Raw genomic sequence first — 24,754 nt, 5'->3', positions numbered from 1 at the left:
GATGTATCCTGCTTATAATTCAGTCCAAAAATAAAACGTTTTATCCTCATTTGAAAGGCCAGAGCCTTGCAAATATGCGGATTATAGCCGAGTACCGTATTTCTCCCAATAAACGATCAAAAAATAGCCAAAAATTGCCCCTCCGATGTGTGCAAAATCCGCCACTCCCCGATTGCCTCCAATGATGCCAAATCCCGTCAGTATCGCATAACCGAAAAAGGCCATTATCAAATATTTTGCGGGTATTCTGATCGGAAGTAAAAAAATACCAATTGGCTCGTTCGGATAATTCAACATGAATGCCATCATAACGCCAAAAATCGCCCCGGAAGCCCCTAGCATTGGCGTATTTTGGGCTCCAAAGGATACTCCACCCCAATAATAGAGTTCCAGGTATTTCATCCCAAGATACAATAGCATGGAACCAAATCCGCAAAACAAATAGAAAAACAAAAATCTCCTTTCACCCCATAGCATTTCAACCATTGTCCCAAACATGAATAAACCCAACATGTTGAACAACAAATGCCCGATGTCTCCGTGCATAAACATGTGGCTTACCAGTTGATAGGGACGGAAATAGGGCGAAGTTGGAAAAAACAAAGCGAACATGTATCGCTCCCAATCTCCTAATTCAGCTGTTCCGCTGAGCAATGAGCCAGTCAGTTCTCTAGCTGGATCCCCCCAAACCAACAACGTAACAAAAAAAACTAAAACGTTGATGATCAACAAATGTTTAACCACATCGGTAATGCGCATCATGATGTACGATTATTCAAATTGTTTTTGTAAATCTTCTAACTCGTAGGTTACGAAACATTTTTTGCCAAAAGGACTGCGGAAAGGCATGGCACAGGCAAACAACTGATCGATCAAGGCTTGCATTTCCACCTCGTTGAGCAGTTGCCCACGTTTGATGGCTGCGCTGCGTGCCATCGAGCGTGCCAGACTTTCGCGGGTGTTCAGCTGGAGTTCCAGTCCAATTTTATGTTGTTCCAATAAACTTTCGAGGATACTTCGCTCACTGTGTTTGCCCGCCAGTTCAGCAGGCAGGCCATTGACCACAAAAGAGTTCACCCCAAACTCTTGCACATCAAAGCCCAGTGGCTGTATTTCTGACAAGAGGTCTTTGAGCAGGGTGGCATCGTTGGGGCTAAAATTCAGCGTGATCGGAAAAAGTTGCTGCTGGGTAGAGCCTTGGCGTGTTTCCATCATGCTCAGGTATTGCTCGTACAGGATGCGTTCATGGGCAGACTGCTGGTCGATGAGCATGTAGCCAGATTTGATTTGGCTCACGATGTAAGTGCCTTGGAGCTGGTAGGGGGCTTTGTGCTGTTTGGCAAAAGCCTCATCAGTCCCCGTACCAAGGGTGGTTTCTTCTGATTCCCAGGAGCTACCGATGGTCAGGGTTTGGGTATTTTCCTCCTCGCTTTCACTGTTTGTAGTTCCTAAGGGTTCTTCATCAGTGCCCCCCAGGTCTTTGTACAGGAGTTGCCAGTTGCGTAGGTTGTTGTCTTCGCGGCGTTGTACTGGGTCATTGTCTCGCCCGGCCGAAAAGGTTTTCGACTCGTCGTTTTGCCAGGCCCCGCTGTTGCGCGCTGGGGTGATGAAGGGCCTATCCTGTTCTTGTTTGGCCGTGATGTAAGGGAGTTTAAGCCCGGATTCCTGTTCGAAGTCCAGACTAGGCATCACCCCATATTGCCCCAAACCATGGCGCACGGCTACTTTGAGGTAATTGTACACCAGGCGATCGTCTTCAAATTTGATCTCCTGCTTGGTAGGATGGACATTGACGTCGATGCGAGCCGGGTCGATGTCCAAAAAGAGCAGGTAAAAGGGGTACATTTCTTTGGGCAAAACCTCCTCATATGCGCTCATCACCGCATGGTGCAGGTAACTGCTTTTGATGAAGCGGCTATTGACAAAGAAGTACTGCTCCCCGCGCAGTTTTTTAGCAAATTCCGGTTTGCCCACAAAGCCTTTGATCTGGATGACGTCGGTATCTTCATTCACAGGCACCAGACGGGTGTTGATGGCATTGCCAAAAACTCCGGTGATCCGTTGCCGCAAGTTGCCCGGAGGCAAATGAAACACCTCAGAACCATTGTGGTGCAGGGAAAAAAAGATATCGGGATTGGCCAGTACCACCCGTTCAAATTCATCGAGGATGTGCCGAAACTCTACGGTATTGGCTTTGAGGAAATTGCGCCGGGCAGGTACGTTGTAAAAGAGGTTTTTGACCGAAAAACTGGTACCCGCTGCGGTTTGGCAAGGCTCTTGCGATTTGACCCGCGAGCCTTCTGCGTGCAATAATGTGCCCATTTCACTGGCGTGCCGCCGGGTGCGCAACTCCACCTGGGCTACCGAAGCAATAGAGGCCAGTGCCTCCCCTCGAAAACCCATGGTGCGAATGGCAAACAAGTCGTCGGCACTGCGGATTTTGGAGGTCGCGTGCCGTTCAAAGGACATCCGGGCGTCGGTTTCTGACATGCCACAACCATCGTCGATAACCTGAATCAGGGTTCGTCCGGCGTCTTTTACAATCAATTTGATGTTTTTGCTGCCTGCATCTACCGCGTTTTCCATCAACTCTTTGACTACCGAAGCAGGGCGTTGAATCACCTCGCCGGCAGCAATTTGGTTGGCAATCGAGTCGGGCAGTAGCTGAATCACATCAGCCATATGTATTGAGTCTTTTTACGCTTAGTTAATCTAGGGGCAATAAAAAATAAATTGTTCATTTTGCCAAAGGATTAGATAAGTAAACGTTTCATTTCAAGTGTTTTACCTAATCCTTTAGCTCAAGAAAAATGAACATTTATATTGCCCCACTGCCTAATGCCAAATTTAAACAATTTTTGGTAGGGAAAAGGTTCGGAAGAACAAGAATTTAAAATTCCCATCCATCCAACTTGGGGGGCTTGTAGGTCAGTTTGGTGATGGCGCGTTGTTTCTGGCGGTTCAAAATCAAACGGCCCAGTGCAAAATGTGCAGGCTCATTGGCCAAGGGGCTGAGGGCAAAGTGGATTTTCCCTTCATCGATGTCGAGGCGGTACATGTAACTCAGCAACAAGTCTTTATTGGACTCGATCATTTCGGCTACCCGATTGGCAATGGCTTCGAGTAGCTCGGCCTCGCTGAGGGGAGTCGTTTGGGTCAGCCCGAAATCCTGAGCCACCAGGGCTTTGGTTTGTTCTAAATATTCCTCTTCCATATTGAAAGGAGTAAATGGATTAATTCGGAGCGCCGAAGGCCAATGATTTCTGAGGTGCCTCTTAAGTGCCTTTGGTTTCTTAGGTGGTGAAATCATCCTCGCTTTGGGCTCCGAAACAATAACGCAAAAAACACCGCCGTAAATATCCCCACCCCACCCGGTACCAGCCAAACCACCGACCAGTTGATCGTCTTCCCCAGGGTATGCCAATTCACCACCTCACCAGCGATCAAAGAGCCTATAAAAGCCCCCAATCCCGAGATGATCAGCGCGATAAAGCCCTGTGCCGTACTCCGCAAAGATACCGGAACTTTTTCATCGATGTAAATTTGTCCGGCCAATGCCGTAAAGGACCAGGCTAGGCCATGCATACCCAGACCTACCCAAACCATAAGAGGCAAGTCTATCCCCCCCCAGGATAACAACAGGTAGCGAATGCCCCAGGCCAAAATCCCCATTAAAATCACTGGTTTCAGGCCAAAGTAGTGCCTTGCATAGGGCAAGAGCAACACAAAGCCAATCTCCGTCGCCTGCCCAATCGACATCATCGCTGCCGCGTTTTTAAAGCCCTGGTCCTTCAAATAAGCATTGACAAAGCTGTAATAAAAAGCATTGGGAATACAAATCAGGGTCAGGGCAATCAGCAGTACCATAAAACTGCGGTCCTGAATGAGCTGCCTCCCAGTGGCCAAAAGGCTGGCTTTTTCCTTTTTACCCAGCGGCGGAGTGGATGGCAAGGTCAACACATAGATGCTTTGAAAAATAGAGGCCGTAGCCGACAAACGCAAGGGCAAGGTGGTGGTCTCCAGATCCAGCCCGCCTACACACAAGCCCGTGGCAATCCAGCCCAAGGTGCCCCATACCCGCAAGCGTGGATAATCTCGTGCAGGCTCCGGGATATTGTGAAAGGTCATGGCTGTAGACAAGGCAAAGGTGGGCATGTAGCATATGGCGTACAAAAACATGACCGGGTAAAAAAAAGCAAAGGTATCCATCGTACTGAGGGCAAACATGAGCAAGCCGCCCGTAAAGTGCAAGGTGGCCAGGATGCGCTCCAAGGGGAAATGCCGATCGGCCAAACGCCCCGCCCAAAAGGGAGAAACCATGGCAGCAATGGCCGTGGTGCCATACACCAATCCTACTTCGCGACCGCTGAAGTGCAGGCTTTGTAAAAGATAAGTTCCAGTGGTTACCGTCCAGGAGCCCCAAATGAAAAATTGAAGGAACTGGAAAAGGGCGAGACGAAGGTAGAGGGTGGTTTGCAAGGTGGTGGTTTTTGCGGGGCGAAGGTAGGAGATTTTTGGGAATCAGAGGTGAGCTAGATGAGTTGTACCTTAACCCAAACTTCGTTTATTTGCCCAAAACAACAATGCCCAATCAAACGCACCCGCGCCTAATTGGACATTGTCTGGCAACTCGTGCCGTATTCACCTAAGTCAAGCTATTCTAGCTCAACTTCTGCTTGATCTCAACAATTTCGTATGCTTCAATCACGTCACCTTCTTTGATGTCGTTGAAGTTTTTGATCGACATACCGCATTCCAAACCGGATTTCACTTCACGTTGGTCTTCTTTGAAACGTTTCAAGGAAGCGACCTCGCCGTGAGCACCTTCGCGGGTTGGGAATACTACGATACCATCGCGTACCACGCGGATGTGGCTGTTCCGGGTAATTTTGCCCTCGGACACCAAACAACCGGCAATGGTTCCCACTTTGCTGATCTTGTACACCTCGCGGATTTCCACCAAACCAGTGATTTTTTCTTCCTTGGTCGGTTCAAGCATCCCTTCGATGGCCGCTTTAACCTCTTCAATGGCTTCGTAGATGATGGAGTAAGTTTTCACTTCCACCCCTTCACGCTCGGCTACCTTACGCGCACTGGCAGAAGGTCGTACCTGGAAACCAATGATGATGGCGTCGGAAGCCGAAGCCAGCAAGATATCCGCTTCGATGATCTGACCAACGGCCTTGTGGATCACGTTGACCTGTACCGATTCGATCGAGAGTTTGATCAAGGAGTCTGCCAAAGCTTCTACCGAACCATCCACGTCCCCTTTCACAATCAGGTTCAACTCCTTAAAGCTGCCCAGCGCCAAACGACGACCAATTTCGTCGAGTGAGATCCGCTTGGTAGCCCGGTTGGCCTGTTCGCGGGTAATTTGTGAACGTTTGGAGGCGATTTGACGCGCTTCCTGGTCGTTTTCGTATACTTTGAACAAGTCACCCGCCTGTGGTGCACCACTCAAACCAAGTACCATAACTGGAGTAGCTGGACCTGCTTCGGTTACCCGTTTGCCGCGCTCATTGAGCATGGCCCGTACCTTACCTGAAAATTCACCCGCTACGAAGGTATCCCCTACTTTGAGAGTACCGTTTTGTACCAGCATCTTGGTCACATAACCCCGGCCTTTGTCCAAGGTTGCTTCCAGTACCGTACCAGCAGCACGGCGGTTCGGATTGGCTTTGAGTTCGAGCAATTCTGCTTCCAGGAGGATTTTCTCCATCAGTTCAGGAATGCCATGACCGGTTTTGGCCGAAATGTCCTGGGATTGGAATTTACCGCCCCAGTCTTCCACCAAGATGTTCATGTTGGCCAATTCTTCCTTGATCTTTTCAGGGCGTGCACCGGCTTTATCCACCTTGTTGATGGCAAAAACCATGGGTACCCCGGCAGCTTGTGCGTGGCTGATGGCTTCACGCGTTTGAGGCATGATGCTATCGTCCGCTGCGATGATGATGATGGCTATGTCAGTTACCTTGGCACCCCGCGCACGCATCGCCGTAAAGGCTTCGTGACCCGGTGTATCCAGGAAGGTAATTTTGCGGTGGTCTTCCAGTTCTACTTCGTAGGCACCGATGTGCTGGGTGATACCCCCGGCTTCACCCGATACCACGTTGGCGCTACGGATAAAGTCGAGCAAGGAGGTCTTACCGTGGTCGACGTGACCCATTACCGCGACGATTGGGGCGCGGTTCAGCAGCGTTTCCGGAGCATCCGGTGCTTCGATTTCTTCACCAACCTGGTCTTCTACGGAGATGAACTCTACCTCGTGTCCAAACTCACTGGCTACCAATTCGATGATTTCCGCATCGAGGCGCTGGTTGATGGATACGATTACGCCCAGGCTCAAACAAGTGGTGATTACTTCGGTCACTGCCACGTTCATCACACTGGCCAACTCGGATACCGAGATGAACTCGGTTACCTGCAGTTTGCCGCCTTCGGCTTCTTGTTCCAGGATTTCCTGGCGTTCGCGGAAACGATCCCGTTTATCACGTTGCAACTTTTGGCGCTTTTTCTTTCCTCCACCGGAAAGACGAGCCATGGTTGCCTTGATTTTTTCTTCTATCTGGCGTTGAGATACTTCGCCGTTGTTTTCTTGAGGTGCAGGACGATTTCCAGTGCCACCGCCTTGTTGATTGGGGCGTTGCTGTGGTCGGCGATCGTTGTTGTTATTGTTGTTGCCACCGCCGCCGCCTTGTGGATGTGGGCGTTGGCCTTGGCCACCACCGCCACCGCGGTTGTCACCTCCCTGGTTCTGGCCTTGACCTTGTTGGCCTTGACCACCACCACCTTGGCCTTCCTGGCCAGGGGTAACCTTTTTGCGTTTGCGTTTGCGTTTTTTCTTTTCAGCTTCTGACAGGGCGTTGCCAGGAGGATTGGTGCCTCCGCCTTCAGTTTGTGGGCGGCGGTTTTGGCCGTCAGGCGTGTTGGGTTGGCCACCATTGTTGGGGCGATTGCGGTTGTCGCCGCCCCGATTTTCACCACCCCCACGGTTGTCGCGGTTTTGGTTGCCACCTGGGGTGCTACCCCCACCTTGGCCTTGGGTTGCAGGGCCACGATTTTGCTGGCCGGGCTGGTTGCTCCCACCCTGGCCTTGGGTTGCTGGACCACGGTTTTGCTGGCCGGGTTGGTTCCCCCCTTTGCCTCTGCCTTGGTCTTTGCCTTTTTCCGGCTTTTTGCCGCGTGGGCGCTCGAACTTATCAGTATCGATTTTGCCCAAAATTTTAAGTCCACGCAATTCGGGGGTTTCGGCCCGAAAATTATCTCCGCTATTGCCATTTGTTGCATCAACCTCAGTCGTTGGAGGTGTTTTGGCATCTTCAGGTGTAGCAGCAGTTGGAATCTCGCTAGAAGGAGGAGTACTAATCACGGTCGCTTGTGGTTCGAGAGGCTTTTCTTTGGCTGGCTCGGGTGTTCGTTTTTCTTCTACTGGAGCAGCAACCTCTTCGCGTGGAATGGACTTCTCCTCAATGGGCGCAGGAGTATCTTCCTTGCGCTTGTTGGCAGGTTCATTACTGGGCGTAGTTTTTTCAATGCGCTGCTTGAGCCGCTCGCTCAAGTCAATCTTACCCAAAACAACCGGCTTTTGCAATTTGAAGCGGTGGCTTTCACTCTCCACTTCGTTTTTGGGTTCGCTGTCTTCTTCGCTTGATTTCTCTTTAACGGGCGTAGTGTGCTCCGCTACTTCCGGCTTGGGCCGGACAGAACCAATATTGACATTTTTGGCAGCGTCTTTGATTTCGATTGACTTTTGAAAATGGCGCGTCAATTCATCGTACATACCATCGGTAATCTTGGCGTTGGGCTTGTTTTCAATATCAAAGCCCTTACTATTGAGGTGTTCCACAATAGTAGCCGTACCGACATTTAAGTCCCTAGCAATCTTAACTAAAACTCTTGACATTCGAAAAATTTAGAAAACTGGCACAAAGATAAGGGAAAACCATTGAAAGTAAAGCAAATCCGATTTTTCCACAGATTATCTTTGAAAAAATATACTTCAATGACTTTCCCTTGCCCAACGAGCCTAGTTGTACAGCAACATAAGACTAAGTTAGGCTATAAAGTTCCCGAAAACGGAACTTAATTATTTTCTCCTTCTTCAAATTCAGCGGCCAGAACGCGTAGGATTTCATCAACCGTTTCCTCTTCAAGGTCGGTGCGGCGGAGCAATTCAGCTTTGCTGAGGCTCAGTACACTGCGGGCAGTGTCGCAACCAATGGCCTGGAGGGCTTCGATGATCCAAGGTTCAATTTCGTCGCCGAATTCGTCGAGATCCACGTCGTCGATTTCGTATTCGTCAGTATTGTTGCGGTAAACATCAATTTCGTAGCCAGTCAATTGGCTGGCCAGTTTGATATTGGTTCCACTTTTGCCGATGGCCAGGGATACCTGGTCTGGTTCGAGGTAAACATCCGCGTGGTTGGTTTCGGTATTCAACTCAATGCGGCTTACTTTAGCCGGGGTGAGGGCGCGCTGGATGTACAAACTTGCATTGTTGGTGTAGTTAACAATGTCGATGTTTTCATTGTTCAATTCCCGCACAATGCCATGAATCCGTGAACCTTTCATCCCTACGCAAGCCCCTACGGGGTCGATGCGGTCGTCGTATGATTCTACGGCTACCTTGGCGCGTTCGCCAGGCAGGCGTACAATTCTTTTGATGCTGATCAGGCCATCTTCAATCTCGGGTACTTCTGCTTCCAGCAATTTTTCCAGGAAAGCATTGTCGGTACGCGACATCACCACGATGGGGGTGTTGTTGCGCAATTCTACCCGGCGAATGATACCTTTGACCATATCTCCTTTGCGGAAGAAGTCGGCTTTGATGGTTTCGGTGCGGGGCAATACGAGTTCGTTACCGGTAGCGTCGTCGACCACCAAAAATTCTTTCTTCAGGATTTGGTGAATTTCCCCTACAATTACTTCGCCGATGCGCTCGGAGTAGCTCTTGTATACCTCGTCTTTTTCCAATTCCATGATTCTGGAAATGAGCGTTTGACGGGCAGCCATGATGGCACGGCGACCAAAGTCTTCCAATTGCAGGCGTTCGTAACACTCTTCGCCAATTTCGTAGTCTTCGTCAATCGAGAGGGCTTCGGAAATGGAGATTTGCGCACGGTCGTCGGTAACCTCACCGTCGGGTACAATTTCGCGTACCCGCCAAAGTTCCAAGTCACCGTTTTGTGTATTGACAATTACGTTAAAATTGTCGTCTGACCCAAATTTCTTCTTGATCAGGGTACGAAATACATCCTCCAGTACCCGCGCCATAGTCGGGCGGTCTATGTTCTTCCCAGCTTTAAATTCCGAGAAAGTGTCTACCAGATTCATTGCAATAAAAGTTTAGGAGTTGAGAAGTTGAGAAGTTGAGGAGTTGAGAACAGCACTTCGGTTTTGGACCGCGACCATTCTCAACTCCTCAACTCCTCAACTCCTCAACTTTATTAAAAACTGAGCTTCACAACTGCCTTGACAATATGCTCAAAGGGAATCACCGTTTGGATCGTCCCTTTCATGTTCTTTTTCCCTTCTTTCCATTTGATCTCTTCTTCCAGAACAATGGATTCGGGGTTCACGGTTTTCAGGATGCCGGTTTTGCCTTCGCCTTCGCTGAGTTGTACTTCGAGGGTACGGCCAAGGTTGCGCGTATACTGCCGGGCAAACTTCAGTGGACGAAAAATTCCTGGTGAGGAAACATCCAGCCCATAATCTTCGCCCAACCAGCCATTGGTATCCAGATGGGATTCCAAAAAGCGGTGGATGCGTTGGCACTTTTCCAGGGTAATTCCCGAATCGCTATCGACAAAAACTTCCAGCTGTTTGCCGCCTTCCAGTTTGATTTCGACTGTGAAACAATCCGCGAATTCCGGTTCCTGAAATTTTTCCTGTAAGAGTTCTTCAATCTGATCGGTAATCATATTATTTTCATTGATCCTGCTTGTTTGTTTTTAAGCAAAAAAGCAAAGTACAAGCCCTTATACACGCAAAAGAGGGAACCATGTGTGATTCCCTCTTTTGAAGTGTTTTTTCCAACTTGGGTGCAAATATAAGCAATGTTTTTGATTCTGAACAGTTTTTGTGCGACTAGGGTTTAATTTTTTATTTTTCATAGCTTTCAGAAAAAAATGAAAAATAAAACCCTATTAGTAAAACCAGGGTTTTGTAATTTTGTTCTTTTGCAAAGCAAACCATTGTCCATGCATACAGAAGAATTATTGCAAAGAGCGCTGCGCTTCGATTTTTTGTCCGCCGAGGAAGGCCAGTTCTTGTTTGAACAAGCCCCTACGGCCGACTTGATGTACGTAGCGCACCAATTGCGGCGCAAACAAGTGCCGGGCAATCACGTCACCTGGATCATCGATCGCAACTCCAATACGACCAACGTATGTTTGGCCAATTGTAAATTTTGTAACTTCTACCGCCGTCCGGGGCACGGAGAATCCTATGTGACTTCGATAGAAGAGTACAAGCAAAAAATTGAAGAGACCTTCGCCTTTGGTGGAGAGCAGCTATTGCTACAAGGTGGCCATCACCCGGATCTGGGCTTGGAGTATTACACTGGATTGTTTCGTGAGCTCAAATCCCTGTATCCCAATTTGAAACTCCATGCTTTGGGGCCGCCTGAAGTGGCACACATCACGAAGTTGGCAAAGTCGACGCATTATGAGGTGTTGAAAGCTTTGAAAGAGTCAGGATTGGATAGTTTGCCGGGGGCTGGGGCTGAAATTTTGGACGACCGGGTGCGTCGCCTCATCTCCAAAGGCAAGTGTGGTGCTCAGGAATGGCTCGACGTCATGCGGGCTGCGCACCAGTTGCACCTTACCACTTCGGCCACAATGATGTTTGGCCACATCGAAACCAACCTGGAGCGGATGGAACACCTGGTCAAAATCCGCGAGGTGCAAGCCGAAAAACCAGCTGATGCCAAAGGTTTCCTGGCCTTCATTCCCTGGCCATTCATGGATGAGGACACCATCCTTAAAAAACTCAAACGCGCCCGCAACACCGTTACTGGTGATGAATACGTACGCATGATTGCCATCAGCCGCATCATGTTGCCCAATGTGATCAACATCCAGGCTTCCTGGCTAACCGTGGGCAAACAAGTAGCGCAGATCTGTTTGCACGCTGGTGCCAACGATTTTGGCAGCATCATGATTGAAGAAAATGTGGTTTCGGCTGCTGGTGCGCGTTTCCGCTTTACCGCTCAAGGCATTCAGGACGCCATTCGGGAAGCGGGGTATGAGCCCAAATTGCGCAACCAGCAATACGAGTTCCGGGAATTGCCGACAAATATCCGCCAGCAGGAGTTGGATCGGGTCGAGATGATTGTAGATTAGTCTAATACCATAATACCATGTTTGTAACCCTGATCCAGGCACGACTAAACTGGGAAAACCCGGAAGCCAACCGCGCTTATTTCAGCGAAAAACTGGCGGCACTACAGGAGCCAACGGATTTGATTGTATTGCCTGAAATGTTTACTACGGGTTTCAGCATGAGCCCGGAAACCCTGGCCGAACCAATGGATGGGCCGACCATGCAGTGGCTAGCGGAGCAAGCACGCAACAAACAGGCGGCCATCACCGGGAGTTTCATCGCTACCGAAAACGGCCAGTATTTCAACCGCCTCGTTTGGATGCAGCCCGATGGGCAACTTTACACCTACGATAAGCGACACCTGTTTACGCTAGCCGGGGAGCATGAGCATTACACTCCAGGTCAAAAACATTTGATCGTGGAGTGGAAGGGCTGGCGGATTATGCCCCTGATTTGTTACGATTTGCGCTTCCCGGTGTGGAGCCGCAATACCCAGGGGTATGACTTGCTGTTGTACGTAGCCAATTTCCCGGAGATTCGAAGTTATGCCTGGCAGCAGTTGCTGACGGCCCGTGCCATTGAGAACCAGGCATATACTATAGGTGTAAATTGTGTCGGTACCGACGGCAAAGGCATCCAATATTCTGGCGATACCGTACTGCACGATTATGCGGGGGAGGTCTTGTACCGGGTTTCGCACACGGAGGATGTGTACACCGCTACCCTATCCAAAGCAGATCAGGATCGTTTTCGGCAAAAATTTGCTTTCTTGCAGGATCGCGATGCCTTTAGTTTTAACCCTTAAGCTCTACACGGATGCGCTGGATCACCTGGCTACTCGGCAAAGAATGGGATCAACCCTTACCCAAAGGCAAGTTCAGCGAACTGCGCCCGGAGATGTTGATGATCACTTTGCGCAAATTGCAAGCGCGGATTGCAGAGCGTTTTCCGGAGGCAGGTTTGGGTAAGGTGAGCAAAGAGTTGACGGAATTGGGGCAATATGGCATCCACATCTACCCACGTTTGCACCAACCGATGTGGGCATTGCGCACTCTGACAGCTGTTTCCATCCTTGTTCTCGTAGTAGTCGTTTCGGTTCTGGCCTGGCAAAGTGTGCAAAAACTGTCCAACGAGACCAACGGCTGGAGCGATTTTTTACAAGGGCTGGAAGCGGGCATCAACGAGATCATCTTTTTATCCATCGCCATCTTCTTTTTGGGGAGCATCGAAATGCGCTACAAACGTAGCCTTGCCTTGCGTTCGCTGCATGCATTGCGCAGTTTGGCCCACGTAGTCGACATGCACCAATTGACCAAGGACCCGGCCATTATTCTGGCAGGTACCAGTTTCAAACCGACGGAGTCTTCGCCTCAGCGCACCATGACGCCCTATCAATTGACCCGCTATCTGGAATATTGCTCGGAAATGCTCTCGCTGACCAGCAAATTGGCGGCCTTGCACGTACAATTCCTGGATGATCCGGTGGTGTTGGACGCGGTGAATGACATAGAGTCTTTGACGCAGGGCCTGTCGAATAAGATTTGGCAGAAGATTATGATTCTGGATTTGGCGGGACCGGAGAAAGATCTCTAGTTGCATTTTTGAAAAAACACCACCAGAAACACGCCCAACCAAATCAAGCCTTTGATCAGGAAAAAAAGGAAACCGCCGATGCCGAGGCGTTTGAGCCAAAGTTTGGTCTTGGAAGGTGTTGTGCTGGACATAAATTGAGGTTTTAGAACAACCAAAATAGCAGAATTCGCCCAAAACAACAACAATCCCCTGGAGGAATATCACACATTCGCCACCGCATCCCTCCCACTCCGCATGGCCGCATCCAAAGACGCATTCAATAGCTGATCCCCTGCCAAGATGATGTTGTTGTTCAGCGCATACTGCGTACTTGGGATGGCATAACGCAATTCCTCCACAATGGGTAAAGACTCGGGGATGTGAAAGGTTTTGAGGTGGGTCAATTCCAGATCAGCCCGATTTAGTACTTTTTTCAATGCTGCACTTACTGTTTCCGGCGTCGCAATGGTATCCGATTTGAGTGAAACCGAAATCAACACCTTCCCCGCCGGAGCATAAGCCGCCGACACCTCACTCAACACACAAAAACTGTTGATGGGGTTATCTCCATCGGCAATCAGACCAATAAGGGGAGCCTGGAGGGGACTGAAATTGGCAGCAAAATAAAGGTTGTAAGTGCCCTGATAGGCTTGAGTTTGGCCACGTAGGCCCGGAATCAAATTCGTGGGATTGCCAGTAACGATGACCTTATCGAAATCCAGCCGTTCGCCAGTCTGGGTGATCAGGTAGTTTTCCTGAATTTCTTGTACGGGCGTGTTGAAACGGAATGTGCTCTGTTGGAGCTTTGCCTGAAGTTGTTTAACCACTTCCTCCATTCCTTTGGCGGGGATGGCGGCATACCCTTTGCCAAACATTTTGAACACAAAGCGAAACATTGTAGCAGGGGTGCTCAGGTCATTTTCCAAAAAAATTCCCCCAAAAAAAGGCCGGAAGAATTGCTGAATGATCCGCTCACTGAAACCGTATTGGCGCAAAAAATCGAGGGTGGATTGGGGGCTCCCATCAAAAATTTGTTCGCGGGGCGTACTTTGTAATTGGCGGTTAAGTTGCCAGATTTTGATTTTGTCCCACAGCGATCCAATTGGCGAAAACAGCGCCGTCCAAAGTTGGGATGGATCGCGTAGGGGGTCAGAAAAGCGGAAAGAACGCCCGGCTGAATAAATCGCTGCACCGGGTTGAAAGTGCCGCAAATTGAGTTTGTCCAAATCGAGGTAACGCTGCACTTCGGCGTAGTCCGTGAGCAAGACCTGGAAGCCATGATCGAGTAAAAAACCATCTATCTGATCCGTTTTAACGCGCCCACCAGCCCGATCGCTTGCTTCCAAAATCAAGGGTTGGTAGCCTTTTTCTTCACAGTGCTTTGCGGCGATCAGGCCTGCTACACCTGCGCCAACGATGATGATTTTTTTCTCCATAAGATTTTCTAAATGTAATCTTTATTGCCGCTTAGGTGATTTTTGAGTGCCTGAGGTTTCTAAGGTGGTGAAAAATGCTTCTCTACACATGTTCTTTTTCACCACCTTAGAAACTTTAGACACCGAAGAGCCACTCAAGAAAGGCTAGTAAGCCCGCTCGTCGCGCTTTTCCATGTAGTTGATAAATGCACGATTCACCACTTTGTTCCCGCCAGGGGTAGGATAATTTCCAGAAAAATACCAATCACCATTGTTGTTGGGGCAAGCCTCGTGCAAACCCGCTACGCTCTGGTAAATCACCTCAATTTTAGGCTTAATGCCTTTTGGGGTAACAATCTTGGCGATCTGTTTGGAAATTTGCTCGTCGGTATACAGGTCGTAAAGGCTTTGTACCTCATTGCGGATCAATTCCTTAGGCAAGTTTTCTTGTGCCTTACAACGCTGGTAAGCCTCATCCAGCAAGTGTGCCCGCTTGTCCTGCTTCAGCAATTCCACCAACGCTTTGAAAGCTACAAACTCACCCATTTTCGACATGTCGATGCCGTAACAATCCGGGTAGCGAATTTGGGGCGCGGAAGAAACCACGATGATTTTTTTCGGGCGCAAGCGGGAAGCAATTTCAATGATGCTGTCCCGGAGTGTAGTGCCCCGCACAATGGAGTCGTCCATCAGCACCAGGGTATCCTGATCGTTGTGCACCAGGCCGTAGGTGACGTCGTATACATGGGAAACCAAACGGCCCCGGGCAGTGGTATCCGCGATGAAGGTGCGCACCTTTTCGTCCTTGACCACCAAGCGTTCGATGCGTGGCTTTTGCGCCATGATTTTTTCAATCTTCTTGGGCTTCAGCTTGCCTTCTTCGAGCGCTTTGATCAGTTTTTTCTCCCGAATCGAGTCCAGGTTTTCGTACAAACCTTCGATCATGCCCATAAAGGCCGTTTCGGCGGTATTGGGAATGAAGGAAAAAACAGTATTTTCAAAATCGTAATCCACGGCTTCCAGGATGGGCTTTACCAACTGATTGCCCAGCTTTTTGCGCTCCAGGTAAATGTCGCGGTCGTTGCCACGGGAGAAGTAGATGCGCTCAAAGGAACAGCAGTGCCGTTCGCTGGTGTCGGTAAAGGGCAACTCTTCCACCTTACCGCCCTTTTTGATGATCAGGGCATGCCCGGGGGTAACCTCTTTGACACTGCTGATGTGCACATCCAGTGCAGTTTGAATGGCTGGTCGCTCTGAAGCCACCACCACAATTTCATCATCGTGGTAATAAAATGCGGGGCGAATGCCATTGGGGTCGCGCATCACAAAAGCGTCGCCATGGCCGATCAAGCCACACATGACGTAACCGCCGTCGAAGCGTTTGCTGGCACGGCGCAATAGGCGCTGAATGTCCAGTTGTTCAAAAATATAATCGTTGATCTCCATGTTGGTGTAGCCATCGGGCTTGAACCAGGTGTGGAGGCGTTGTACTTCGTCATCGAGAAAGTGGCCAATTTTTTCCAAAACCGTAACCGTGTCAGATTTTTCCTTGGGGTATTGGCCCAACTCTACCAACTCCTGGAATAATTCGTCTACGTTGGTCAGGTTGAAGTTGCCGGCCAGGAGGAGGTTCCGGTTGATCCAGTTGTTTTGGCGCAAGAAAGGGTGACAGGTTTCGATGCTGTTGTCGCCGTGGGTGCCGTAGCGCAGGTGGCCCAGGAGCAGCTCACCGACGTAGGGGAGATTGTCTTTCATCCAGGGCGCGTCGCTCAGTTGCTCGTCGCTGAGGTGGCGGAAGTGTTTGCTCCAGATTTCTTCAAAAAGCTCGGTGAGGTAGTTGTTTGGAGTAACGTTGCGTTTGCGGCTGATGTATTTGGTGCCCGGCTTGGGATCCAGTTTGATGGTGGCAACGCCAACTCCGTCCTGGCCTCGGTTGCGTTGTTTTTGGAGGAGTAGTTTCAGTTTTTCTAGCCCGTACAGTGCAGTTCCGTACTTTTTTTGATAGTATTCCAAGGGCTGAAGTAAACGAATGAGAGCAATACCACATTCGTGTTTGATAATCTCGCTCATTGTATGTGTTGGTTGACGAATTCGGCCGCAAAGGTACGGTAGAATGTGGAGAATAACAGCGGCGGATTGTGCTTAGTTGAGTTTGGGTAAAAAGTTTATCGCTACATTATTCAGCTGGGTGAGTCTATCAATGGCTTTCTTTTTTCAAAATCCGGCGTTTGAGCCACCAAATTAATACACTAGTAATCAAAAGGGTAAGTGGGAAACTCAGAAAATCTATCGTGGTATGCCAGCCGGGAACAATGCTGATGGCAAAATCGTTGCCCCAAGCTAATCTGGTTAAAAAAATGGTCAGCATTACAAGCAATTGAAAGTTTCTAAAAAACTTGTTGTTCCTAAACCAAGGCCAAAAATTGAAACAAAACAATAGCGGAGCCAATACATCCACACCCAACATCCAGTTAAACCAGGGACTGTAAAGCCTAGCTTTAAAAGCCATTAGTTCAAAGATGTACCCAGAAATTACGGGTAAAGCAATGTGAAAAATTTCAATGGCGGTCAGTGTGAGCCCCACATAAGCCAGGATTTTCCAAAGCCCCTCATAATAAGTGTGGATACCTTTAATCCGAATTTTGAACCAGAACGCAATGATGAGGTGGAGAAGCCAGGTAAGGAGAACGGTGATGGCAATAGGGGAAGTATCGAGGAGCATGTTGAGGTTTTGTTTTTGGTCAACAAGTCAGCTATTGAGGTGCAACAAAAGCAGGAGTCATCTCAATTTATTGGAGAACGAACCGCGAAAGCGGTTGAATTTTGAATAGCCCCGGTCGTCCGGGGTCAATCGGCAGCAGAAGGTTTCGCAACCGCGGATGCGGTTGAATTTCTTCCTCAATTGAGTTCAACCACTGCCGTGGTTGCAAGCAATTTGGCCCTACTATTTACCCCGGACGACCGGGGCTATTCAAAATTCAACCGCTCCGCGGTTAGATTTTAGCCCGATTTTGAATTTTCAAAAATTCGGAATGACTCCTAATTTATGACTTGAATTGAGCAAAGATTAAACTTGCTTTTTGCTCAACCCTATTTCCTAGTCGTTTTTCTTTGCTTCCTTAGCCGCTTTCTCCTTGGCCTTCATCTCCATTTCCTTCATTTTTTCGGCTTCTTTTTTGGCATCTTCTTTTTCTTTGGCCGCGTCTGCTTTGGCGCGCTCTTTTTCTTTTGCTGCTAGGGCTTTGGTTTTAGCCGCTTCTTTTTTGGCCTTTTCCTTGGCTTTAGCTGCGTCTTTTTTGGCTTTCTCTTTTTCTTTGGCGCTCAGCGCTTTGTTTTTTGCGGCTTCTTTGGCTGCATCCGCTTTTGCCTTGGCCGCTGCCTCTTTTTCTTTTTGGGCCAATCGAGCCGCTTCTTCTTTTTCTTCGGCAGCTATTTTGGCGGCTTCTTCTTTATCCTTGGCGGCCTCTTTTTTGGCCTCAGCAGCTTCTTTTGCCGCTTCTTTTTTCTCCTTTTCACTCATTCCGCTTTGTGCTTGCGCCTGGAATTGAAAGGCAGCAAAACTAAGCACCAAAAGCAATAGTAACTTTTTCATCGCAAGATGTTTTACGGTTATTAGGATGTTAAGTGGTTGAACAGCATTAATCGACATTTTTGACTTGATCTTTTGAATTTCATCTTCCTTATTTTTTCATTACAATACGTTGCATTGCGCTTCAAAAATAAGTCGTTGAAACCCAAAATATCTGCGTCAAATTCTGTCGATTAATACTGTTCAACCACTTACATTGACGAGTGAAATATAGAAATAATTATCAAATAAAAGTTACAGTTGCGGATAGCTTTCTGAAACTTGTTTGGCAAAAGCCAGCAGTTCAGCTTCTTGAAGTTTTCCAGCCATAAACTGCAAACCTACGGGCAGGCCCGATTCGTGGGTGCCTACGGGGAGGGCAATGCCCGGGATGCCGACCATATTGGCCTGTACGGTAAAAATATCCGCCAGGTACATCGCCACCGGGTCTTCCAGTGACTCCCCGAGGTTCCATGCAGGAGTGGGCGCAGCGGGCATCAACAAAAAGTCGTATTCCGCAAAAATGGCGTCGGTTTGTTCGGTGATCAAACGCCGAACTTTCTGTGCCTTGGTGTAATAGGCATCGTAATACCCTGAACTCAATACAAAAGCACCCAACATGATCCGGCGCTTGACCTCTTGTCCAAAACCTTCCGAGCGCGACTTTTTATAGGTTTCCTCCAAGGTTTTGGCATTTGGACTGCGGTAGCCAAAGCGAATGCCATCGTAACGCGACAAATTGGAAGAGGCTTCGGCGGTGGTCAAGACGTAATAAGCAGGAATGATGTAGTCGAGGTAATCAAAAGGGACACTTTCTACGGTATGGCCTTGCGCTTTAAGCCAGTCGATCATGCGCAGACACTGGGCCTGAATGCCCGGATCCAGCTTGGGATGGTGTACTGCGGTATCAAAATAAGCTATTTTCACTGGACCTTTTGCACCCAAAAGCTGACTATAGGCCGGAACTGGATTTTGGCTACTGGTGGCATCAAATTCATCCGGCCCTGCGATGATTTCCAGGGTCAGCGCAATATCATCCACGTTGTGACCCAAAATTCCAATCTGGTCAAAGGAAGAGCCGTAAGCTAGCAGGCCGTGGCGGGAAATCCGACCATAGGTAGGCTTCATACCAATGACGCCACACAAGGCAGCAGGTTGACGCACCGAACCACCCGTATCGGAACCCAAGGCCAAAAGACAAGTGTCGGCTTGTACCGAAACCGCCGAGCCGCCTGAAGAACCGCCGGGGACTTTGGTTGGATCGGCAGCATTGCGCACCGGGCCATAATAAGAGGTTTCATTGGTGGAACCCATCGCAAATTCATCGCAGTTGGTGCGCCCAATGATGATGGCGTCTTCCGCCAAGAGGCGTTCAACGGCAGTGGCCGAAAACAGGGATTGGAAGCCACTCAAAATTTTGGAGCCCGCCGTAACGGTATGTCCCTGGTAACAAATCACGTCTTTGATGGAAACAATTGCGCCGAAGAGCCGACCCACCTGAGTCGGATTTTCACGGTATTTTTGTTCCAATTGCCGGGCTTTTTCCAAGGCTTCTTCTTCAAATACTTCTACGTAAATGTTGAGTGCTCGGTTTTCCTCAATTTTATACAAATAATAATGTACCAGGTCTACCAAGGTAGTTTCCCCGCTCTGAATGGCGTTTTGAACTTGGGTAAGCGTTGAAAAGCGCGGCATGTTGCTGTTGAAAGTTGGTTTCGGGAGGCAAAAGTACCCGTTTTTTGGGGAATTGGGAAGGAAAGTTGAAGAATGGTGACGGGGCACGGCGTTGGGTAAACAAATTTCATTATTTGGTGCCTCTATGACAGAGGTGTATCTTAAGTGCCTTAGGTTTCTAAAGTGGTAAAAAAACCTAGCGGAACATATTTTCACCACCTTAGAAACCCAAGGCACTTAAGATATACCTCTGTCGTTTAAAAGCCATTTTATCCCTAAATTTGACCTTAGCCTTTTCATCACCACAAAACACCACTATGCCAAAACACTACAAACCAAACTTATGCTTCCTATTCCTGAGCCTCTGGGCCATCAGTATTTCTGCCCAAGCCCCTACCCTCGCCGATACCCTCAAAAAAATTGACGCCATTTTTAGCACCTGGAATACCAAGGGCCCTGGTGGCGTCCTGACCGTAGTACGCCGTGATCAAACCCTTTACAACTCCGGCTTTGGCATGGCTGATTTGGAGCACAACATTCCCAATACCCCCGAAACCGTGTTTGAGGCAGGTTCCGTTTCCAAACAATTTACGGCAGCGGCCATTCTGCTATTGGTGCAAGACGGCAAGCTCAGCCTCGACGACGACATCCGCAAATACCTCCCTGAAATTCCCAACTACGGCCCCACCATCAAAATCCGCCACCTGATGACCCATACCAGCGGCTTGCGCGACTGGGGCTCGGTAGTAGGTGTGGGCGGATGGCCGCGAGGCAAACGTACCTACACCCACGCGCACGTGCTGGAGATTTTGTCGCGACAAAAACGCTTGAATTTCCCGCCGGGCGATCAGTACAACTACTGCAACTCGGGCTACAACCTGATGGCCATCATCGTGGATCGAGTCAGTGGGATGGCTTTTGCCGAGTTTTGCAAGCAGCGCATTTTTGGTCCTTTAGGCATGAAAAACACCCAATGGCGCGACGATTACCGCAAAATTGTGCCCAATCGCGCCATTGCCTATTCCGGTTTTGGCAACAACTTCCTGCAAAACATGCCCTTTGAAATGGTGCACGGTAACGGTGGCCTCCTGACCACCACTGGCGACCTGATGCTTTGGAATCAAAACCACAAAAGCCAGATCGTGGGTGGCAAAGCCCTCTCAGAATTGCAGCAAACCCGCGGCATCCTCAATTATGGCGTGACCATTGGATATGCAGCAGGATTGAATATTGGGGATTTTAATGGCTTCAAGGAAATCAGCCACAGTGGTGCCACCGCCGGATACCGGGCCTGGCTGGCTTATTATCCGGCGCAGGATTTATCGATTGCCTTTTTGAGCAATTCGGCGATGGTTGGCCCCGTGGATGTTGGGATGAAGGTGGCAGCCGTGTTTTTTGGAGAAAGAACTTCCAGTGAGCCGATGTTGGGCACGATTGTTCCTGATGAAGCTTCCCTCCAAGCTAAAGCTGGGCTCTACCGTTGCGTGCGCAACGACAACGTCACCGAATTGGAGGTAAAAGATGGCCTGCTACGCACCAAAGGCGGGCAGGTTTTGCAGGCGACCAAGGAGAATACCTTCTTTCAGGGCAGTACCCGCCTGGAATTTTCGGGCAACAAATACATTGCCTACAGCACCAACGGCGACACAGTGAGCTTCCAGAAAAAAGCGGCTTTCCAGCCCAGCGAGAAGGACTTGTTGGCTTTTGTGGGTACTTACCGCAGCAGCGAAGCAGATGCAACCTACGAGGTTCGGATGAAAAATGGGGCGCTGGAAACTTTTTTGCTGCCGGATTTGGATCAAAAACTGACACCTTATTACAAGAACACCTTCAAGAATGAGCAGGGGGAGTTGCTGGAGTTTGTATTTGATAAAAAGGGGAAGGTGACGGGTTTTAAATTTACGACGGGTCGGGCTTGGAACATTGAATTTGTGCGGGTGAAGTGAGTGCCCGCTTGAAACTAGTTTTAGGTGACCTATCTTTTATAAGTGATGCATGATCTCTAAGGTGCCCCTTCGGTGCCTGTGGTTTCTTAGGTGGTGAAAAAAATCATTGCTTCACCACCTAAGAAACCACAGGCACCGAAGGGGCACTGAAGGCCAAAACCTCTTTCAAGGACCTATGGCAAACCGAATATTTGGTTTTGAACTCCTCGTTTTAAGCCTTGCCCTGTTCATCAGCGCCTGCCAACCCAAACCGCAGGTGCACCGCGCATTTTACCATTGGCAAACCAATTTGTCGATCAGCCCAACTGAGCAAAAAAGCTTACAAAAGCTTCGAGTTTCAAGATTGTACGCCAAGTTTTTTGACGTAGACTGGGACGAAGGCCAAGGCCAAATTGTCCCTCTCGCCAGCATTCAAATCGATACCGCCGGGTTGAAAAAGCTGGAATTGGTTCCCGTCATTTACATCACGAATCGCACCTGGGGGCACGTAGAAAGTGAGTCACAAGTGGAGACTTTGGCACAAAAGATCATTGCCAAAATCGACGCTTTGGCCAAGCCCCTGGGTAAGCCAAGCCTATCCGAAATACAAATCGACTGCGATTGGACGGCCAGCAGCCGCCGGGTCTATTTTGCTTTTTTGGAAAAACTAAGCGAAAAACTGGCACAGCGCAAGTGCTTACTTTCCGCCACCATCCGCTTGCACCAATACAAATACCCCCACCGCACGGGTGTTCCTCCCGTGAGCAGCGGTACACTCATGTTGTACAACGTGGGTGAACTGGAAAGCTGGGAGGAGGAGAATTCCATTTTTTCCCAATCAGCAGTTGAGGCTTATGCGCCTTTTCCAAAGTATCCCTTGCCGCTGGATGTGGTGCTGCCAGCCTTTAGTTGGGGCGTCTTGTTTCGGGAGGGAGAGATGATTCGACTGTTGAACGAGCTGCGGGTAGAAGACCTACGTGGCGATGCCCGTTTTGAACAGATCGATCCGCAGCGCTTTCGCGTGCAAAAAAGTACTTATCTCAAGGGGCATTATTTGTACCAGGGCGATTTGCTGCGGATTGAGACCTGTGGGTATGCGGAGCTGTTGGCAGCGGCGCGGTTTGCTCGGAAGCATTTGCCAGGTGCGGGGTTGCATTGGGTGGGGATTTATCATTGGCATGCTGGCTTGAACAAAATAATCAAGGAGAGTGAGTTCGAGGATGTTTTTGCGGTTTTTTAAACTTGTTGATTGCGCACAAACGCCTCTGGTTGGAATTGTTGTTGACATTGAGCATAGTAAAATGATCAATGTCAACAACAAATCAAGATAAATAGACTTATCCCAACCGATATCCTCAATACCCTTTCGGCTTTTTGATCTTCAACTCCGCAAAAAGCTTTTCAAAAAGCTTCACATCCTGGCGGTGCTCTTTGAGGTAAGCAAAGTCTTCCTGCAACAAATTTACCCAACTGTACCCGGGCCTAACCATATCCCTCAGGTGTGCTTTATGAATGTCCAGGGCGCTTTGGTAATCCTGCGTTAGCAAATACATGTGCGCCGAATTCATCAGCATGTTGAGGTCTTCGGGGTAAACCTGCGCGCCCCGCTTGAAAAAAGCCAGTGCTTGCGGGTAGTTTTTATTCTCGAAAAAATACCAGCCAATCTCGCCAAACAGTTCGTTTTTCAACTTGAGGGTGTCCAAACTGCCAATTTTGGTGGCATTGGGAAATACTTTGCCATCCACCGTGCGGGTATAGCCCAGGATGTTTCCTTTGTCGTCTTTCAACATTTCTTTTACCGCCGAGAATTCTTCATTGTAAAAACGAGTGGGACTGGTAAAATGCATTTTTACGGGCATGCGGTTTGCGTAAAAATGGTATTCATTGTCTCTTTTGCCTATAGCGGCCCAGGTATCGTCGTAAACATAAATGCCCTCGTAGTTTTTTATGACCTGATCGTAAACCTCAATACTTTTTTCGGTTTTTCGCTTTTGTGGTTCCCGGTAAAAATTCTTCCAGTTGTAGGCTTTGGCAACACTTTGGATCACATCGTACATGATCTCTCCATTGTCGCTGTTCACAAAGATAGCTACACCATAGCCCCCTTCCAGGCTACCGTAAAATTGTCCGCGAAAACCGTCATTGCCCGCGCCATGTTCAAAATATTTGGCCCCATTGAGGTCATTGATAAAAGTACCCATGGCTGCTGATTCGTTGTGGTAAGGGGTCAGGTGCAGTTTCACCATTTCCGGACTCAACACCTTGGAGGGCTTGCCTTGGTAGGCTAACTGCATGTCGATGATGTAATTGCACAAATCGCTGGGCGTCATCCACAAACCCGCCGCAGCCTGCTCAGGATAAACGTGGAATTTGCCCAAAAGCGGTGAACCATCGCTGAGGTAGGCGGTGGCACACAATTGACGCTTGTTTTTTGCGGGCGGCTGGGCATAGGTGCTGTTGACCATTCCGATGGGTTTCAACACATTTTCGTACATCCAGGTAGCGTAGTCCTGCTGGGTCAGGTCGGTGAGGATCATTTGAGCGATGGTCGTACCTCCACCGGAATACTGGTACTTCAAATCGGGTTCAAATAAACTCCGCACCGCTGGGGTGACTGCCGGAGATTTGCCATCCAGGACCTCGATCACTGTGGGTATGTCCCCTTTGATGTTGTGCCCCGGAAAGCCATGTGTGGATAATCCTCCGGTATGGCTCAACAGGTTGGCCAGAGTGATTTTTTTGCCTTTTGACAAGGAATCGTAAGGAAATTTCCAGGATTTTAAATAGGTATTGATGTCGGCGTAGAGGTCGAGTTTTTTCTCCTGTGCCAGTTTTAAAATGCCCAAAGCATTCAATGTTTTGCTGATGGAACCGGGTTCAAACAAGGTTTCCGTAGTCATTGGCCGTTTTTCAGCTTCATCGGCCCAGCCGTAACCTTTTGCCCAGGCGATTTTGTAATCCTGAATAACCGCAATGCTCAAGCCTTTGACCTTGTTTTTAGCCATCTTTTCGGCAATGGTGCTGGGGCGGGCATCGTTCAGGATAACCTGCCCAGTAATGTTGTTCTCCACCTCTTTGATCTTGTCGAGGGTCTCCTGGGAGTATTTGTTTTGGGCAAAAATAACCATGCAGAAGAGCAGGGTAGCGAGGGTTAAAATAGTGGTTTTCATGGTGTGGATGATTTAAGAGATTCTAACATAGCATCTCTTATCCCACAACGTACGGCGATTTTGGGAGAGGACTTGTTACGGAGTTGTGAAAACCAGGGATTTTGGGGT

Annotated in this window: 19 protein-coding genes; 5 read left to right on the top strand and 14 right to left on the bottom strand. The window is 49.0% G+C overall.

Going from position 1 to position 24,754, the window contains the following annotated elements; genetic code table 11:
• Nucleotides 1–81: 81 nt before the first annotated feature.
• The 7 genes from ACO08K_RS17810 to rimP form a co-directional block, all read right to left on the bottom strand.
• Entirely contained in the window at nt 82–762 is a 681-nt protein-coding gene (locus ACO08K_RS17810) for a rhomboid family intramembrane serine protease (RefSeq protein WP_421797763.1), read from the bottom strand.
• Nucleotides 763–771: 9 nt separating this feature from the next.
• On the bottom strand, nt 772–2,682 hold the full coding sequence (mutL, locus tag ACO08K_RS17805; protein ID WP_421797762.1) for a DNA mismatch repair endonuclease MutL: 1,911 nt from the start codon (nt 2,680–2,682) through the stop codon (nt 772–774).
• Nucleotides 2,683–2,890: 208 nt separating this feature from the next.
• Nucleotides 2,891–3,214 carry a hypothetical protein gene (locus ACO08K_RS17800; protein WP_421797761.1) on the bottom strand — a complete coding sequence of 108 codons (324 nt, stop codon included), beginning with the start codon at nt 3,212–3,214 and terminating at the stop codon, nt 2,891–2,893.
• A gap of 92 nt (nt 3,215–3,306) precedes the next feature.
• Nucleotides 3,307–4,479 (bottom strand): MFS transporter, encoded by a 1,173-nt coding sequence (locus tag ACO08K_RS17795; RefSeq protein ID WP_421797760.1) that lies wholly within the window; start codon nt 4,477–4,479, stop codon nt 3,307–3,309.
• A 181-nt stretch (nt 4,480–4,660) separates the two neighbouring features.
• On the bottom strand, nt 4,661–7,903 hold the full coding sequence (gene infB / locus ACO08K_RS17790; RefSeq protein WP_421797759.1) for a translation initiation factor IF-2: 3,243 nt from the start codon (nt 7,901–7,903) through the stop codon (nt 4,661–4,663).
• Nucleotides 7,904–8,082: 179 nt separating this feature from the next.
• Entirely contained in the window at nt 8,083–9,333 is a 1,251-nt protein-coding gene (nusA, locus tag ACO08K_RS17785; protein WP_421797758.1) for a transcription termination factor NusA, read from the bottom strand.
• A gap of 113 nt (nt 9,334–9,446) precedes the next feature.
• Nucleotides 9,447–9,920 carry a ribosome maturation factor RimP gene (gene rimP / locus ACO08K_RS17780; protein WP_421797757.1) on the bottom strand — a complete coding sequence of 158 codons (474 nt, stop codon included), beginning with the start codon at nt 9,918–9,920 and terminating at the stop codon, nt 9,447–9,449.
• Between the two features lie 279 nt (nt 9,921–10,199).
• On the opposite strand from rimP, the gene mqnC reads away from it, so the two are divergent.
• Genes mqnC through ACO08K_RS17765 form a run of 3 tightly spaced genes read left to right on the top strand, consistent with a single transcriptional unit; the run spans nt 10,200 to nt 12,915 of the window.
• A complete protein-coding gene (gene mqnC, locus ACO08K_RS17775; RefSeq protein WP_421797756.1) occupies nt 10,200–11,342 on the top strand; it encodes a cyclic dehypoxanthinyl futalosine synthase in 1,143 nt (380 codons plus the stop codon).
• 17 nt (nt 11,343–11,359) lie between these two features.
• Nucleotides 11,360–12,127 (top strand): amidohydrolase, encoded by a 768-nt coding sequence (locus ACO08K_RS17770; RefSeq protein WP_421797755.1) that lies wholly within the window; start codon nt 11,360–11,362, stop codon nt 12,125–12,127.
• A gap of 11 nt (nt 12,128–12,138) precedes the next feature.
• A complete protein-coding gene (locus tag ACO08K_RS17765) occupies nt 12,139–12,915 on the top strand; it encodes a hypothetical protein (protein ID WP_421797754.1) in 777 nt (258 codons plus the stop codon).
• On the opposite strand, the gene ACO08K_RS17760 is transcribed toward ACO08K_RS17765, so the two are convergent.
• From ACO08K_RS17760 to gatA, 6 genes are all read right to left on the bottom strand, one after another.
• A complete protein-coding gene (locus ACO08K_RS17760) occupies nt 12,912–13,046 on the bottom strand; it encodes a hypothetical protein (RefSeq protein WP_421797753.1) in 135 nt (44 codons plus the stop codon). The genes ACO08K_RS17765 and ACO08K_RS17760 overlap by 4 nt on opposite strands.
• A 69-nt stretch (nt 13,047–13,115) precedes the next feature.
• On the bottom strand, nt 13,116–14,330 hold the full coding sequence (locus tag ACO08K_RS17755) for a protoporphyrinogen/coproporphyrinogen oxidase (RefSeq protein WP_421797752.1): 1,215 nt from the start codon (nt 14,328–14,330) through the stop codon (nt 13,116–13,118).
• A 144-nt stretch (nt 14,331–14,474) separates the two neighbouring features.
• The gene (locus tag ACO08K_RS17750) at nt 14,475–16,379 is read right to left on the bottom strand and encodes an amidophosphoribosyltransferase (RefSeq protein ID WP_421797751.1); all 1,905 of its coding nucleotides are present in this window, start codon (nt 16,377–16,379) and stop codon (nt 14,475–14,477) included.
• A gap of 127 nt (nt 16,380–16,506) precedes the next feature.
• A complete protein-coding gene (locus ACO08K_RS17745) occupies nt 16,507–17,031 on the bottom strand; it encodes a hypothetical protein (RefSeq protein ID WP_421797750.1) in 525 nt (174 codons plus the stop codon).
• A gap of 375 nt (nt 17,032–17,406) precedes the next feature.
• Entirely contained in the window at nt 17,407–17,901 is a 495-nt protein-coding gene (locus ACO08K_RS17740) for a hypothetical protein (protein ID WP_421797749.1), read from the bottom strand.
• A 231-nt stretch (nt 17,902–18,132) separates the two neighbouring features.
• Complete coding sequence (gene gatA, locus ACO08K_RS17735) at nt 18,133–19,572, bottom strand: Asp-tRNA(Asn)/Glu-tRNA(Gln) amidotransferase subunit GatA (protein WP_421797748.1); 1,440 nt, start codon at nt 19,570–19,572, stop codon at nt 18,133–18,135.
• A gap of 296 nt (nt 19,573–19,868) precedes the next feature.
• Between gatA and ACO08K_RS17730 the strand changes: the two genes are divergently transcribed.
• Both ACO08K_RS17730 and ACO08K_RS17725 read left to right on the top strand, forming a co-directional pair.
• Nucleotides 19,869–21,497, top strand: a complete 1,629-nt coding sequence (locus tag ACO08K_RS17730; RefSeq protein ID WP_421797747.1) for a serine hydrolase domain-containing protein — start codon at nt 19,869–19,871, stop codon at nt 21,495–21,497.
• A 175-nt stretch (nt 21,498–21,672) separates the two neighbouring features.
• A complete protein-coding gene (locus tag ACO08K_RS17725) occupies nt 21,673–22,716 on the top strand; it encodes a hypothetical protein (protein ID WP_421797746.1) in 1,044 nt (347 codons plus the stop codon).
• A gap of 115 nt (nt 22,717–22,831) precedes the next feature.
• On the opposite strand, the gene ACO08K_RS17720 is transcribed toward ACO08K_RS17725, so the two are convergent.
• A complete protein-coding gene (locus tag ACO08K_RS17720; protein WP_421797745.1) occupies nt 22,832–24,646 on the bottom strand; it encodes a serine hydrolase in 1,815 nt (604 codons plus the stop codon).
• Nucleotides 24,647–24,754 lie beyond the last annotated feature (108 nt).

The sequence above is a fragment of the Haliscomenobacter sp. genome (assembly GCF_965225875.1).
Lineage (GTDB): Bacteria > Bacteroidota > Bacteroidia > Chitinophagales > Saprospiraceae > Haliscomenobacter.
This window is presented reverse-complemented; position numbering and strand designations above follow the sequence as displayed.

Excerpts from the sequence above, each read along its gene's own strand:
- ACO08K_RS17755 (WP_421797752.1), bottom strand. The coding sequence starts at position 14,330 with ATGGAGAAAAAAATCATCATCGTTGGCGCAGGTGTAGCAGGCCTGATC.
- gatA (WP_421797748.1), bottom strand. The coding sequence starts at position 19,572 with ATGCCGCGCTTTTCAACGCTTACCCAAGTTCAAAACGCCATTCAGAGC.
- ACO08K_RS17750 (WP_421797751.1), bottom strand. The coding sequence starts at position 16,379 with ATGAGCGAGATTATCAAACACGAATGTGGTATTGCTCTCATTCGTTTA.
- ACO08K_RS17725 (WP_421797746.1), top strand. The coding sequence starts at position 21,673 with ATGGCAAACCGAATATTTGGTTTTGAACTCCTCGTTTTAAGCCTTGCC.
- ACO08K_RS17800 (WP_421797761.1), bottom strand. The coding sequence starts at position 3,214 with ATGGAAGAGGAATATTTAGAACAAACCAAAGCCCTGGTGGCTCAGGAT.
- ACO08K_RS17765 (WP_421797754.1), top strand. The coding sequence starts at position 12,139 with ATGCGCTGGATCACCTGGCTACTCGGCAAAGAATGGGATCAACCCTTA.
- ACO08K_RS17745 (WP_421797750.1), bottom strand. The coding sequence starts at position 17,031 with ATGCTCCTCGATACTTCCCCTATTGCCATCACCGTTCTCCTTACCTGG.
- rimP (WP_421797757.1), bottom strand. The coding sequence starts at position 9,920 with ATGATTACCGATCAGATTGAAGAACTCTTACAGGAAAAATTTCAGGAA.
- ACO08K_RS17810 (WP_421797763.1), bottom strand. The coding sequence starts at position 762 with ATGATGCGCATTACCGATGTGGTTAAACATTTGTTGATCATCAACGTT.
- ACO08K_RS17740 (WP_421797749.1), bottom strand. The coding sequence starts at position 17,901 with ATGAAAAAGTTACTATTGCTTTTGGTGCTTAGTTTTGCTGCCTTTCAA.
- infB (WP_421797759.1), bottom strand. The coding sequence starts at position 7,903 with ATGTCAAGAGTTTTAGTTAAGATTGCTAGGGACTTAAATGTCGGTACG.
- ACO08K_RS17730 (WP_421797747.1), top strand. The coding sequence starts at position 19,869 with ATGCCAAAACACTACAAACCAAACTTATGCTTCCTATTCCTGAGCCTC.
- nusA (WP_421797758.1), bottom strand. The coding sequence starts at position 9,333 with ATGAATCTGGTAGACACTTTCTCGGAATTTAAAGCTGGGAAGAACATA.
- ACO08K_RS17720 (WP_421797745.1), bottom strand. The coding sequence starts at position 24,646 with ATGAAAACCACTATTTTAACCCTCGCTACCCTGCTCTTCTGCATGGTT.
- ACO08K_RS17770 (WP_421797755.1), top strand. The coding sequence starts at position 11,360 with ATGTTTGTAACCCTGATCCAGGCACGACTAAACTGGGAAAACCCGGAA.
- mutL (WP_421797762.1), bottom strand. The coding sequence starts at position 2,682 with ATGGCTGATGTGATTCAGCTACTGCCCGACTCGATTGCCAACCAAATT.
- ACO08K_RS17760 (WP_421797753.1), bottom strand. The coding sequence starts at position 13,046 with ATGTCCAGCACAACACCTTCCAAGACCAAACTTTGGCTCAAACGCCTC.
- mqnC (WP_421797756.1), top strand. The coding sequence starts at position 10,200 with ATGCATACAGAAGAATTATTGCAAAGAGCGCTGCGCTTCGATTTTTTG.